This window comes from Brachybacterium zhongshanense (assembly GCF_055385755.1).
The window spans coordinates 33190-47424 of the sequence record NZ_AP043790.1 but is presented as its reverse complement, the minus strand read 5'-3'; the positions used below and the strand labels follow the sequence as shown (position 1 = coordinate 47424).

Genomic DNA, 14235 nt, shown 5'->3' with positions numbered 1-14235 from the left:
GACGCGGACGAACCGGAGGGACGGGCGATGGAGCTGGATCTGAGGGAGAGGGTCGTCCTGGTCACGGGCGCGGCCCAGGGCATCGGTGCGGTCATCGCGCAGCGGTTCGCAGCGGAGGCAGCGCGGGTGATAGCGCTCGACCTCGCCTTCCCCGGTGGCGGTGCGGCCGACGACGGCCCGGGCGACGGCGGTCCGGCCGGCGGCGGTCCTGGCGACCGCGGTTCAGCCCACGCCGACGGACCTCGGCATCCGATCGAGGAGCTGGTGTGCGACGTCGCCGATCCCGTCTCGGTGCAGGCCGCGGTCGACGAGGCGGTGCGCCGGCACGGGACGATCGACGTGCTGGTCAACAACGCCGGCATCAATGTGGTGGGGCAGGTGGCGGAGCTCGACTGGGAGCGGTGGCGCGCGTGCTTCGACGTGAACGTCGGCGGCGTGTTCCTCATGAGCCGCGCCGTCGCCCCGATCATGCAGGCGGCCGGGCGGGGGCGGATCCTGAACGCCGCCTCGTTCGCGGCGATCGTGCCGAGCGTCGCGAGCGCCGCCTATGCGGCCTCGAAGTCGGCGGTGGTGCAGCTGACGCGGGTGCTGGCCTCGGAGCTCGGTCCCTGGGGCATCACCGTGAACGCCTATGCCCCGGGCATGGTCCCGACGGCCATGAACGGCTTCGCTGACATGCCGCAGGAGGAGCAGGACCGGCTGATGGACACGCTCTCGCTGCGCCGCTGGGAGGCGCCCGACGACGTCGCCGACCTGCTCATCTTCCTGGCCTCCGATGCCGCCTCCTACATCACCGGCACCCTGCTGGACGTCTCCGGCGGCAAGCTCGCCACCCAGATCCCCGCCCGCGCCCACGGCCGCTGACCAGCGGCGCGGCGTCGGTTCGCCAGCGCAACGGTGTATGCGCTGACGCATATAGGGTGATCAAGCCCCATCCGCGTCCCCCTCGGAGGTCCTGATGCCCTCGCAGTCCGCGTCGTCCGCGTCGCCCTCCGACGGCTCGTCGGCCCGCGCCGGCTCGTCGGTCGTGAAGGATCTGCGCACCGCGCTGTGGCATCTGCGCAAGGGCGGCGTCGCCCAGCTGCGCACCTGGAGCCGGCGTCGGCGCACCGCCTCCTACGGTGTCGGCGACGGGCTCGGGAGCCGTGACGACGAGGGCCGGCTCACCTTCCCGGCGGCGAAGCTGCCTGAGGACGTGCGGCATCTGCCGGGCCTGCGCGCCGCGGTGATCCTCGACGACTTCTCGATGCTGGCGTGGTCCTACGAGCTCGAGACAGTGGCGGTGACGCCGTCGGCCTGGAGGGAGCAGCTGGCGCAGGACCCGGTGGACCTGCTGCTGGTGGAGTCCGCCTGGCACGGCAACAAGGACGCCTGGCAGTACCACCTGACCGGGTCGAAGGCTCCCACCGAGCCGCTGCGCGAGCTGGTCGCCCACTGCCGTGAGCAGGGGATCCCCACGGTCTTCTGGAACAAGGAGGATCCGCCGCACTTCGAGGACTTCCTGCCGACGGCCCGCCTGTTCGACCAGGTCTTCACGACCGACGTGACGCTGCTGGAGCGGTATCGGGAGGAGCTGGGGCACGACCGGATCGCGGTGTTGCCGTTCGCCGCGCAGTCGGCGGTGCACAACCCGATCCGTCCGCGGCACGGCCACCAGGCGCGGGACGTCGCCTTCGCGGGCATGTACTTCGCGCACAAGTTCCCCGAACGGCGCGAGCAGATGGACATGCTGCTGGGCGGGGCGCTGGACGCGTCGGCCGCGATGGAGAAGGACGGGGGGACGGGGCTGGAGATCTTCTCCCGCTTCCTCGGCGACGACGAGCGCTACCAGTTCCCCGGTGAGCTCGCCGGTCGCGTCGTCGGCTCCCTCGACTACGACCGGATGCTCACCGCCTACAAGGCGTACAAGGTGTTCCTCAACGTGAACTCGGTGGTGACGAGCCCGTCGATGTGCGCGCGACGGATCTTCGAGATCTCCGCCTCGGGCACGCCGGTGGTCTCGGCGCCGTCCCCGGCGATCGGCGACTTCTTCTCCGACGACGAGGTGCCGGTGGCGACCTCCCGCGAGGATGCGAAGCACCTGGTACGCGCGTTCGTGCGCTCCCCCGCGCTGCGTGATCGCACCGTGCACCTCGCGCAGCGGCGCATCTGGCACGAGCACACCTACACCCATCGCGCCCGGCAGGTGCTGGAGTCCGTGGGTCTCGGCGAGCGCGCCTCCGAGGTCGCCGGCCGGCGAGGCCTGGTGGGCGGGGCGGGGCTGCCGACGGTGAGCGTCCTGGCGGCGACGAACCGTCCCGGGCAGCTCGAGCACCTGGTCGCCCAGGTGGGCCGGCAAAAGGGCGTCCAGCGTCAGCTGCTGCTGGTCACGCATGGTTTCGAGGCTGATCCTCGGATCGGTGAGATGGCTCGCGAGCTGGGCATCCGGGACGTGGTGGTCATGTCGGCCCCGTCGGAGTGGACGCTCGGCGCGTGCCTGAATGCGGCGCGTGAGCGGGCCGACGGCGAGGTCTGCTCGAAGATGGACGATGACGACCTGTACGGCGAGATGTATCTGCACGATCTGCTGCGGGCGCGCGAGTTCTCGGGGGCCGACGTCGTGGGCAAGCACGCGCACTACATGCATCTGGTCGGCGCCGATGCGACGCTGCTGCGCTTCCCGTGGATGGAGCATCGCTTCAGCGATCGCGTCATGGGGCCGACGATCACCGCCGGCCGCGACGTCTTCGCCGCGCATCCCTTCGCCGACGTCTCCCGCGGGGAGGACACGGGGTTCCTCGAGGCGGTCGCCGCGGACGGCGGTCGCATCTATTCGGCCGACCGCTTCAACTTCACCCAGATGCGTCATGGCGAGGCCGGCGGGCACGCCTGGTCCGTGGGCGATCGGGAGCTCCTGGCGAGCGCCGATGTCGCCTGGTTCGGCCGCGGCGACGCCCACGTGATGATCTGAGATCCCGCGCCGGAGGAGATGGCGGCTCGGGACAGAAGACCCTCGCCGTCCTGGCCAGAGGGCATTAGCCTGAGGGAGCGCGTCGGCGAAGGTGCCCTGCGACCGCTCCTCGGCGACCGCTCTCGTGCGGTCGCCGTCCTGCGGCCGCATGTCGCTCAGCGGCCGACGCCGGGTCCGCTCTCCCGCACAGATCGGTTGCTTCTCACGTCGACCAGCAGCATCGCCCAGTCCGCTACCAACGCCATCCGCATCGCCATCGGGATCGGCGGCGTCGCCGCCCTCGTGGTGGGAATCCTGATCCTCGTCTGGCCCGGGAAGAGCGCCATGGTCGTCGCGGCGATCATCGCGATCTACGCGATCGTCACGGGTCTCGTGTACGCCGCCTCGGGCATCTTCTCCACGTACAAAGGCGGCTGGTCGCGCGTCGGCCACATCGTGCTCGGCGTCCTGTTCGTCATCGCCGGCATCATCGCCTTCTCGAACCTGGGGCTGACCGCTGCAAGCCTGGGCGTGTTCCTCGGCATCCTGGTCGGCATCATGTGGATCGTCGAGGGGATCGTCGCACTGACCACGGTGCGGGACTTCACCTCGAAGGCCTGGCCGATCATCTTCGCGATCCTCAGCATCATCGCCGGTGTCATCCTGCTGTTCTCCCCGCTGTACGCGATGCTGGTGATGTTCTGGCTGCTGGGCATCTTCCTCGTGGTCCAGGGCATCGTGAACATCGTGCGCGCCTTCGCCTTCGGGCGGGTGCGCGACCGCGTCGCCTGATCGACAGGGCGCGAACAGTCCGGGCACGAACGGTCCGGACGCTGACAGTCCGAGCACCGACAGCGGGCGCAGCGACGCTGCGTCCGCTGTCCGCTGTCCGCTGTCTGCTGTCTGCTGCGGCGTAGGCTGGTGCCGCCCCTCTCGTCCTGATCTCCCCCTGCGAGGAACCCGCCATGGCCGCGAAGAAGACTGCAGAGCCTGCACCGACGATCACCGCGCGCGCTGCCGCGGTGCAGGTCGGCGAGAGGCTGATCATCCCGCTGCCGGAGGGGACCAGCGCACAGCTGCCCTCGCGCGGTCAGGTCGCCGCGGAGGCCGCGCTGAACGGCCACGAGCTGGCGCTGGTGATCGAGCCCGACGGCCGACGGGGGCACTGGCTGAGCATCGACGACGAGCTGCGCAGCACCCTGGGTCTCGCTGCGGGCGACGAGGTCGAGATCTCGCTGACGCCCACCAAGGCGTGGCCCGAGCCGGAGGTCCCCGCGGATCTCGGTGCCGCGATCGAGGCCGCCCCCGACGTCCAGGACACCTGGGCGGACATCACCCCCATGGCGCGCTGGGAGTGGGTGCGCTGGGTGGGGGCGACGCGCAGCGAGGCCACGCGCGCGAAGCGGGTCGACGTGTCGATCGACAAGATGCGTCATGGCAAGCGCCGCCCTTGCTGCTTCGACCTCTCCTCCTGCACGGATCCCGAGCTGGCTCGCAGCGGGAAGCTCATCGGCCTGGAGTGAGCCGCCCGTCGACGCGTTGCCCGCGTGCACGACCCACGTCGAAGCCGACGACCTCCGCTGCCTGCTCGTAGGCGAGGCGCCCACTGGCCGAGAAGCAGCTCCGGGGGATTCTCGGCGCATGGACACACACTGGGAAACATGACACCGGACACCGCGACTCTGATTCGAGACGGCCTCGCGCTCGACGCCGATCAGCGCGCGGTCGTCGCCAATGCTCTGCTCGAGAGCCTCCACGATGCAGACGCCCCGAGCGATGTCGATGCTGCCTGGCGTGCCGAGGCGTCCCGTCGACTGGCCGAGGTGCGCGCCGGTGCCGTCGAGCTGGTGGATGCAGACGAGCACTACGCCCGGTTGCGTGCCTCACTCACCGAATGACCCTGCCCCAGCGGGAACACCGCGAAGCCGTCGCCTGATCCGAACGCGCCAAGGCGGCGCTGGACTGGAACTGCGCAGACGCGCACCATCACAAGTGCCTGCACCTGGGCTGCCTCGACTCCTCGTCGACGACGGAGTCCGCGGCCGATGGGCCCCCGCCGGCCGCGGAGCGCCACCTCGCGGACACACGGCGCGCTGGGAGGGGTGCGCTGAGCGGGGACGGGCCGGGCCCTTCGAATGTCGGACCCCGTCCATAGCCTGAGCGTGTTCCTGGTCCACCCGTCCGACACCCCGAGGTGACGCGTGCACGCAACCCGTCCACGGCGCAGAGCCCTTCCCGCCTGCACGCTCCGCGACTGCACCTTCCGCGGCTGCACCTTCCGCGACTGCGCCCACGGCGCACGCCGTCGCAGGAACCCGGCACGCCTCTCCTCCGCGCGCTCCCGCGCGTCGACCGGATGAGCGGCCGGCCGCTCGCCTGACCCGCGAGCCCCCACTCCTCCTGCGGCGCTGCTCTCCCCTGCTCTGACATCAGTGGCATGACGCCCGAGGCATGAGCCTCGAGCGATGAGCCGTCGCCGGATCGGCGCACCCGTCTCCCCCGGGACGCGCATCCCCCACCCCATCGGGCCGGCGCGAGCCTGCCCTCTTCCTGAAGGAGACGTCCATGTCCTCCCCGTCCTCCCCCGATCCGTCGCGGCCCGACGCGTCCCAGCCGGCCGCCCCGCAGTTCGGCTCCGCCCCGCAGTACGGTGCCGCCCCGCAGTACGGCGGCGGCGCCCCCGGGCAGCCTGCCCCTGCGGCGCCGAAGAAGAAGCGCGGCCCGCTGAAGATCATCGGCATGGGCTGCGGTCTCATCGTGCTGCTCATCATCGTCATCGCCGGATGCTCGGCGATCGTGCTCTCCGGCGGGGACGACGAGTCCCCCTCCACCGCCTCTTCGTCGACGGCGGAGTCGGCGGAGTCCGCGGCCGACGGGTCCCCGTCGGCCGCGGAGGACGACCTCGCGGACGAGCAGGCGGACGCTGAGCCCGCCGACGCGGACGCCGCGGACGAGCCCGCGGACGAGCCCGCAGAGGAGGTCGCCGACGAGCCAGCGGAAGAGGCAGCCGACGAACCGGCGGAGGAGGACGTGCCGACCGAGTACCGTTCGGCCCTCTCCCAGGCCGAGAGCTACTCGGACATCATGCACATGTCCAAGCAGGGCATCTACGACCAGCTGGTCTCCGAGTACGGCGGGCAGTTCTCCGAGGAGGCCGCGCAGTACGCGATCGACACCATCGAGGTCGACTGGAACGCGAACGCCCTGGCGTCGGCCGAGTCGTACTCGGAGACGATGCACATGTCCAAGCAGGGCCTCTACGACCAGCTGACCTCGGAGTACGGCGAGCAGTTCACGGCTGAGGAGGCGCAGTACGCGGTCGACACCATCGACGCCGACTGGAACGCCAACGCGCTGGAGTCCGCGAAGACGTACCAGGAGCTGATGGACATGTCCCCGGAGGCGATCCGGGACCAGCTGACCTCCGAGTACGGTGACCAGTTCACCCAGGAGCAGGCCGACTACGCGATCGAGCACCTGGATGACTGACGCAGCGGGCTGACTCCGCAGGCTGGTGCTGCAGGCCGACTGTGCAGCAGCCTCCTCCCGACGGCCCGCGCACAGGGCATCATGGTCCCTGTGCGCGGGCCGTCGGCGCCGGAGAGGGGAATCCGTGAGCAGGGACGATCGTCGGCGCGCCTCCTTCTCCTCGATCGCGCTGACCGCGGCCATCGTGGCGGTCGTGCTGTTCGTGGTCGGGACGGTGTCGGGCCGTCCCGCGGTCCTGTTCGGGGCCGACGGCTTCTTCCGCGGCAGCTCCGGCTCGAGCGGCACCGCGGCGTCCGACGGGGCCGACGGGACCGGCGGCTCGGGAGCCTCCGACGGCGCGTCGGCCGCCCCGGATCCCTGGACCCTCACGGACATCCCCGGCTATGACGACGATCCCGGGCTGCTGGCGCTGACGCCGCTGTCGGAGGCCGACGGCGAGACCGTCTCCGCCTCGTTCTCCCTCGAGGAGGGGGCCTCGCGGATCGGCGGGACGATCGGTCTGAGCTTCGACGCGACCGAGCTGGCGTCACCGCTGTGGGACTCGGAGCATTCGAACCTCACGCTGATGCTTGCCGAGCTCGAGTCCCCGGCGCTGCGCTTCGGCGGCAACGGCGTGGATCGGCGCATGTGGTGGACCTCGTCCGACGAGCCCGCACCGGACTGGGCGGAGGTCGTCGTGACCCCGGAGGATCTCGAGCGGGTCGCCGCGGTCGCCGATGATGTCGATGCCCTGGTCACGATCGATCTGGACCTCGGCCACGACGATCCCGAGCGCGCCGCCGACATGGCCGCCCATGCCCGTGAGGCCTTCGGGGAGCGTCTGCTGGCGGTCGCGATCGGCAACGAGCCCAACGGTTTCTTCCACGAGAACCAGATGCAGCTCGCGGTGCGCGACGAGAGCTGGGGCACCGAGGCCTATCAGACCTCCCTCGCGGAGTATTCGGCGGCCCTCGAGGAGGCCTCTCCCGGCATCCCGGTCGCGGGCCCGGGCGCCTACGACACCGCGTGGATGCGCGCCTTCCTCGATGCCGATCTGCCGAACACTGCCGCGCTGACGATGCACTGGTATCCGCTGTGGGACTGCGACGGTCCCGAGGACTCGATCGCGAACCCGACGCTCGAGGATCTCACCTCCCCGGCTCTGCGCGAGCGCACCCGGGAGATCGTCGGCATGGCCGACGAGGTCGCCGCCGACGGCGCAGGCTCGGCCGACGGCGGGGGCCTGCCGCTGTGGATGGAGGAGACGGGGCCGACGTCCTGCGAGGGCACCAACGACACCTCCCGCACGCATGCGCAGGCGCTGTGGACGACGGACTTCACGCTCACCGCCGCCGAGTCCGGCGCGGAGCGGATCGCCTTCCACTCCACGCTGCAGGCCTGCCAGGGCGGCGCCCCGATGAGCTCGATCTGCGCGACCGGCACCCTGGAGAACCCGGGCCTGATCACTGCGGGCCGCACCAGCTACCTCTCCCTCATGCAGCTCGGGCACCTTCCCGACGGCCAGGTCCTCACCCCGGAGGTCACGGGCGGGCCCGGCGACAGCGGCGACGGCGACGGCGACGGCTCGATCATGGTCCATGGCGTCTACGGCGACGACGGCTCCTTCACCGCGGTGATCGTCGACCTCCGCGATCCGGCGAGCGCTGATGGCACCGACGACGCGGGCGGCGCGGTCCCCGTGGACCTCACCGCCCCCTCCGGTCTCCCGGACGACGCCCCGGACAGCTGGACCCTCACTGAGGGCTCCCGCCTCGCGGGCGAGTCGCTGGATGCGCAGGCCTCGACTCTGACCGCTCCCGCCGCGCTCTCGGACGAGTTCTCGGAGGCGCCCCTCTCGTCGACGCAGTCCCTCGCAGTCACGAGCGACCCCGGCACCGTCACCGTCCTGCGCTTCGACCCGGCAGCCTGAGCATGCGACCTGAGCCGACCGGCAGGGCGGAGGCCGCGGTGGCCTGACGACACCGCACCCCCGGACGAATCGGTCCAAAGCGTCACAATCCCTGACATCGTTGCAGGTCAACGCAGGGTGGCGTATCTCATGAGTCAACCGCTCCAGGGTTGCGCAACTCCGTTGCGTCACATTTGAGTGAGGCGCGCCTTACCCGCTGGCGCCCCGGTCGCAGCGCGTCGATGCCCATGGCAGCTGCTCCGCGCCCCGCTGACTCGGGTCCCTCGATGCAGAAAGGTCATGCTCCCCATGACAGATCTGTCGCAGGATGCTCGCCCCTCCGATCTCCCGGAGGGCCTCTCGGTCCTCCCCCACCGCACCGATGCCGCTCGCGGCGATGCACGGACCGTTCCCTCGCCGCTGCTGAATGCGGCCTCGGCGGATGCCTACGCCGAACTGCTGCACGAGGTCGTCGATTCCGTCGCCGAGCGCCTCCGCACGGTGGCCTCGCCGTCCGTCGGACCGGATCGTCGGCGCCTCGAGGAGATGGTCGCCGCGGTGGATCTCGACGGCAGGGGCGTCGGGGACCGGGCCGCGCTGCGCGAGGCCGATGCGCTGTACGCCGGCAACGCCGTGTGGTTCCATCATCCGTCGTACACCGCGCACCTGAACTGCCCGGTGCTCCTGCCGGCGGTCGCGGCGGAGGCGATGCTCGCGGCGATCAACACCTCGGTGGACACCTATGACCAGTCGCTGGTGGCGACGTTCATCGAGCGCCGCCTGATCTCGTGGACCGCCGGGAGGATCGGCTTCGACGCGGGCGACGGGGTGTTCACCTCGGGCGGCACGCAGTCGAACCTGCAGGCGCTGTTCCTGGCGCGGGAGCGGGCGATCCGCGCGACCGCCCCGGCGCCCCGCCACGAGACCATCGGCCGTCTGCGGCTGCTCGCGAGCGCAGCGGGGCACTTCTCGGTGGCGCGCTCGGCGATGCTGCTGGGTCTGCCGGAGGATGCGGTCGTGACGATCGCCTGCGACGACGAGGGCCGCATGCTCCCCTCCGCCCTCGCCGCGGCGATCGAGGACGCCCGGGCCGAGGACCGGATCGTGATGGCGGTGTCGCTGACGGCCGGCACCACGGATCGCGGGATCATCGACCCGATCGTCCCGGCCGCCGGGCTGTGCGAGGAGCACGGGATCTGGCTGCATGTCGACGGCGCCTACGGGGGCGGGCTGCTGGTGTCCCGGGCGCGTCGGCATCTGCTGGCGGGGATCGAGCGCGCGGACTCGGTGACCGTCGACTTCCACAAGACGTTCTTCCAGCCGGTGTCCTCGAGCGCGGTGAGCGTGCGGGACCCGGCGCAGCTGGCGGCGTCGGCCTGGCATGCGGACTACCTGAACCCGGCGGCGGAGGCTCGCAGCCCCGAGGCCGAGCCCAACCAGGTGGACAAGTCCCTGCAGACCACGCGGCGCTTCGATGCGCTGAAGCTGTGGACCACGCTGCGGTCCGTCGGCCCGGACCGTCTGGGCGAGATGGTCGACGGGATCTGCGATCTCGCGGCGGACGTCCGCGAGCTGCTCGAGGGCGACCCCGACTTCGTGGTCCTCGGCGCGAGCGACCTGTCCACGGTCCTGTTCCGCTTCCAGCCCGAGGGTGCGGACGCGGCGACCGCGGACCGCTTCGTCCCCCTGATCCGTCGGACCCTGTTCGAGTCGGGCCGGGCGATGGTCGCGCGCACGACGATCGACGGCACCCCCTGGCTGAAGCTGACCCTGCTGAATCCGGAGGCGACGCTGCTGGACATCGCTGCGGTGCTCGACCTGGTGCGGGCGACCGGGCGGGGGCTCCTGGCCGGTCTCGCCCTCGCCGACGTGGACGCCGAGGACGCCGAGGCCGTCGCGAACGGCACCGACCCCGCCGGGGCCGCCGCCGTCACCGGGGCCGGCACCGAGGGAGGCGAGCGATGACCCGCATCCATGATCTGGTGTGCATCGGCATCGGTCCGTTCGGGCTGGGCCTGGCGGCGCTCGCGGACCCGCTGGACGACGTGGACGCGGTGTTCCTCGATCAGCGTCCGGAGTTCCGCTGGCATCCGGGGATGATGCTCGACGGCGCGACCATCCAGGTGCCCTTCCTCGCGGATCTCGTGACGATGGCGGACCCGACCTCCCGCTTCTCCTTCCTCGCGTTCCTCAAGCAGACGGGCCGCCTGTATCCCTTCTACATCCGCGAGTCGTTCTATCCGCTGCGCTCCGAGTACGACGCCTACTGCCGCTGGGTGGCCGCGCAGCTCGGCACCCTGCGCTGGTCGCGCCGAGTGGTCGCGGTCGAGGAGGCCGACGGGTCCGCGGTGGGCTCCGCGGCCGACGGGTCCGCGGCGCCCTCTCACTTCGTGGTCACCGCGGAGGTGCTCGACGAGGACGGTGCGGTCGTCGGCATCGAGCAGCACCGCGGACGGCACATCGTGCTGGGCGTCGGCACGGTCCCCGTCGTGCCGGAGCCGCTGCGGGCTCTGCAGGATCGGACGGCCGACGCCGCGCCGTCGGCACCCATGACGCCGTCGGCCCCGGTGATCCATACGGCCGACTATCTGCCGCACCGCGAGCGGCTGCTGGCGTCGGGGACGATCACGATCGTCGGCTCGGGGCAGTCGGCCGCGGAGGTGTATCGGGATCTCGTCGAGGAGTGCGTGACGCGCGGCGTGCAGCTGGACTGGATCACGCGCTCCCCGCGGTTCTTCCCGATGGAGTACACGAAGCTGACGCTCGAGATGACCTCCCCCGAGTACACCGACCACTATCGGTCGCTGCCGGAGGAGCTGCGGGACCGTCTGGGCCGCGAGCAGCGCGCTCTGTACAAGGGCATCAGCGGCGACCTGATCGACGACATCCACGACACGCTCTACCGCCTCGGCCAGGGCGGACGCTCTGTGCCGACGACCCTGCTGAGCGACGTCGCGGTCACCTCCGCGCGCCGCGACGCGACCACGGGGGAGCATGTGCTGACCCTGCGCCACGGGCAGCTCGGCACCGAGCGGGAGCACCGCACGGGCGCCGTCGTCGCCGCGACCGGCTATCGCTCCGAGGTGCCCTCGTTCCTCGCCCCGATCGACCATCTGATCGGGCGCGACTCCCGTGGACGGCTGGACGTCTCGCGGGACTACGCGGTCGACGGCGCGGGCCGGATCCACGTGATGAACGCCGAGGAGCACACCCATGGTGTGACCGCCCCCGACCTGGGGTTCGGGGCGTGGCGGGCGAGCGTCCTGCTCGATGCGATCACGGGCCGCGAGCCCTATCCGATCGAGCGCCGCATCGCCTTCCAGACCTTCGGTCTGCCGCCGCAGCACTCCCCCGCCGCGCCCCGTCCCGACCATGCAGGAGCCGCCTCATGAGCACCTTCACCATCGGCCCGCTCGATCCCGAGCACGACGCCGAGGCTGTCCACGCCTGGCTGACCTCCGGTCACGCCCCCTATTGGGGCATGGAGGACCGGACCCGCGAGCAGGTCCGCAGCTATCTGCGCTCGGTCGCCGAGGACCCGGCCCAGGACGGCTGGATCGGCCGCGCCTCCGGGCGCTCCGTCGGCGCGGCGCTGTTCTACGTCGAGACCTATCGCCCCGGCTCCCTGATCCCGTCCGACGTCCTGCCCGAGCAGCCCGGCGATCTGGGCATGCACCTGCTGATCTCCCCGCCCGGGGAGGCTCGCGTCCACGGCTTCACCGCCACGGTGATGCGGGAGGTGATCGCCTTCTGCTTCGGCCTCGGCGCACAGCGGGTGATCGTCGAGCCCGACGTCCGCAACACGCCGATCCTCGCGAAGAACGCGGCCGCCGGCTTCCGGGTCCTGCAGGAGATCGACCTGGTGGCCGACGGGCACGCCAAGCGTGCGGCGCTGAGCGTGTGCACCCGCGAGGACTTCGCGGCCAGCCCCCTGGGAGGCGGATGGAGCGGCGCAGGGGACGGCGCGGGCCCCTTCGCGCATCTGGAGCGGGGCGCCGCCGCCGTGTCCCACCGGCATCTGGTCGCCAAGGCCCTCGCCGAGTTCTCGCACGAGCGGATCATCGCCCCGCAGCCCGAGAGCCCGCGCACGGGTGGGCAGGCAGGGTCGGGCGAGCGGGCCACCGCCGGGCGCTGGCGGGTGGAGGCCGGCGAGGCCGTCTACCTGTTCCGGGCGCGGGTGCTGCCGCTCGAGCACTGGCTGATCGACGAGGCGTCGCTCGTGCGCTACGTCGGCGATCTGCCGCAGGACCTGGACGCCCAGCAGCTGATCCTCGATCTGCAGGAGGACCTGCGGATCCCCGAGGATCTGCTGTCGACCTATCTGGAGGAGCTGGCCTCCACGCTCGCCGACGGCGCGGCGACGCGGCATGCGGCGCAGCAGGGACGCAGGCCGACGTCGGCCGAGCTCCTGGACGCGGACCTGCAGACGACCGAGGCGGCGATGACGGAGGGCCATCCGGGGTTCGTCGCGAACAACGGCCGCATCGGCTGGTCGCTGTCGGACTACCGGGCGTACGCGCCCGAGAACGGCGAGCGCACGCGCCTGGTGTGGGTGGCCGCGAAGCGGGAGCTCACGCATCTGTCCCTGGGGCGGGGGCTCGACGAGCAGACCCATCTGCGCCAGGCGCTCAGCCCCGAGGAGCTCGATGCGTTCACCGATCGGCTCGTCGGCCGCGGTCTGGACCCGTGCGACTACCACCTTCTGCCTCTGCATCCGTGGCAGGCGGAGCATCGTCTGCCGATCACCTTCGCGGCCGACGTGGCGCGCGGCGACCTCGTGCCGCTGGGCCCCGGCGGCGACGAGTTCCAGCCCCAGCAGTCGCTGCGCACCTTCTTCAACCGCACCCGTCCGGGCGCCCCGTACGTGAAGGTCGCCCTCGCGATCCAGAACATGGGCTTCCTGCGCGGCCTCTCCCCGATGTACATGGCCGACACCCCGGCGATCAACGACTGGGTCGCGGCTCTGGTCGCCGAGGATCCGACGTTCGCGCGGGCGGGCTTCTCGGTGATCCGCGAGCGCGCCGCCATCGGCTACACGGGCGACGCCTACCATCGCACCCCCGAGTCCAACGCGCACCGGAAGATGCTCGCGGCGCTGTGGCGGGAGAGCCCTCTGCCGCTGCTCGCCGACGGCGAGCGGGCGATGACGATGGCCGCGCTCCTGCACCGCGACCACGAGGGCACGGCGCTGGCCACCGCGATGATCCGCGCCTCGGGTCTGGACCCGCGCACCTGGCTCGAGAGCTATCTGGGCGCCTACCTGCATCCGCTGGTCCATGCGCTGCTCGCGCACGATCTCGCCTTCATGCCGCACGGCGAGAACCTCATCCTGCGGGTGAAGGACCATGCCGTGACCGGTGCCTTCATGAAGGACATCGGGGAGGAGGTCGGTGTGCTCGGCGACCGCCCGGTGCCCGAGCAGGTCCGACGGATCAGCGCGCTCGCGGTGACCGGCTCGGCCCTGCCGGGCGAGGCGAAGGCCCTGTCGGTCTTCACCGACATGTTCGACGGGGTCCTGCGCCATCTGGCGGGGATCCTCGACGCCGGCGGCGTGCTGCCGGCCCGCGCGTTCTGGGGCACGGTCGCGGGCGTCCTGGACCGCTACGAGGCCGAGCATCCGCACACGGCCCGCGGTCTCGCCGGCGATGTGGATCTGCGGGCCGCGGAGTTCTCGCATTCGTGCCTGAACCGTCTGCAGCTGCGCAACACCCTCCAGATGGTCGACCTCACCGACCAGTCCGCCTCCCTCCTCCACGCAGGCATGATGGCGAACCCGGTGGCGGCAGGTGCTGGTGCGAGCGGTTCTGCAGGTGCGGGTGCTGCTGCGGGTGCGGGCGGTGCCGCGAGGACTGCGGGTGCGGAAGGCGCCGCGGCGGCAACCGACGTGGTCGGTGCGGAGTGCTGACACAGATGGGGAGGCTGACCGGGC

The 14235-nt window shown here is 71.5% G+C and carries 10 protein-coding genes; all 10 read left to right on the top strand.

All coding sequences use genetic code 11. From position 1 onward, the window contains the following. Positions 1 to 27 precede the first annotated feature (27 nt). The 10 genes from ACZ5AJ_RS00175 (at position 28) to ACZ5AJ_RS00130 (ending at position 14211) form a co-directional block, all read left to right on the top strand. Complete coding sequence (locus tag ACZ5AJ_RS00175; protein WP_464136103.1) at positions 28 to 864, top strand: SDR family NAD(P)-dependent oxidoreductase; 837 nt, start codon at positions 28 to 30, stop codon at positions 862 to 864. A gap of 94 nt (positions 865 to 958) precedes the next feature. Next, complete coding sequence (locus tag ACZ5AJ_RS00170; RefSeq protein WP_464136102.1) at positions 959 to 2950, top strand: glycosyltransferase family protein; 1992 nt, start codon at positions 959 to 961, stop codon at positions 2948 to 2950. Positions 2951 to 3145: 195 nt separating this feature from the next. Further along, on the top strand, positions 3146 to 3721 hold the full coding sequence (locus tag ACZ5AJ_RS00165; RefSeq protein ID WP_464136101.1) for an HdeD family acid-resistance protein: 576 nt from the start codon (positions 3146 to 3148) through the stop codon (positions 3719 to 3721). Between the two features lie 173 nt (positions 3722 to 3894). Next, positions 3895 to 4452, top strand: a complete 558-nt coding sequence (locus tag ACZ5AJ_RS00160) for a YdeI/OmpD-associated family protein (RefSeq protein ID WP_464136100.1) — start codon at positions 3895 to 3897, stop codon at positions 4450 to 4452. Positions 4453 to 4590: 138 nt separating this feature from the next. Then, positions 4591 to 4827, top strand: coding sequence for an addiction module protein (locus ACZ5AJ_RS00155; protein ID WP_464136099.1), 237 nt, complete (start codon positions 4591 to 4593; stop codon positions 4825 to 4827). Between the two features lie 667 nt (positions 4828 to 5494). Beyond that, the gene (locus tag ACZ5AJ_RS00150) at positions 5495 to 6418 is read left to right on the top strand and encodes an Ltp family lipoprotein (protein WP_464136098.1); all 924 of its coding nucleotides are present in this window, start codon (positions 5495 to 5497) and stop codon (positions 6416 to 6418) included. Positions 6419 to 6542: 124 nt separating this feature from the next. Beyond that, positions 6543 to 8327, top strand: coding sequence for a hypothetical protein (locus ACZ5AJ_RS00145; protein ID WP_464136097.1), 1785 nt, complete (start codon positions 6543 to 6545; stop codon positions 8325 to 8327). Between the two features lie 288 nt (positions 8328 to 8615). Beyond that, a complete protein-coding gene (locus ACZ5AJ_RS00140) occupies positions 8616 to 10271 on the top strand; it encodes a pyridoxal phosphate-dependent decarboxylase family protein (protein ID WP_464136096.1) in 1656 nt (551 codons plus the stop codon). Then, the gene (locus ACZ5AJ_RS00135) at positions 10268 to 11698 is read left to right on the top strand and encodes a lysine N(6)-hydroxylase/L-ornithine N(5)-oxygenase family protein (protein ID WP_464136094.1); all 1431 of its coding nucleotides are present in this window, start codon (positions 10268 to 10270) and stop codon (positions 11696 to 11698) included. Before ACZ5AJ_RS00140 ends, ACZ5AJ_RS00135 begins: the two co-directional genes overlap by 4 nt. Further along, positions 11695 to 14211, top strand: a complete 2517-nt coding sequence (locus ACZ5AJ_RS00130; protein WP_464136093.1) for a GNAT family N-acetyltransferase — start codon at positions 11695 to 11697, stop codon at positions 14209 to 14211. Before ACZ5AJ_RS00135 ends, ACZ5AJ_RS00130 begins: the two co-directional genes overlap by 4 nt. Positions 14212 to 14235: the final 24 nt, after the last annotated feature.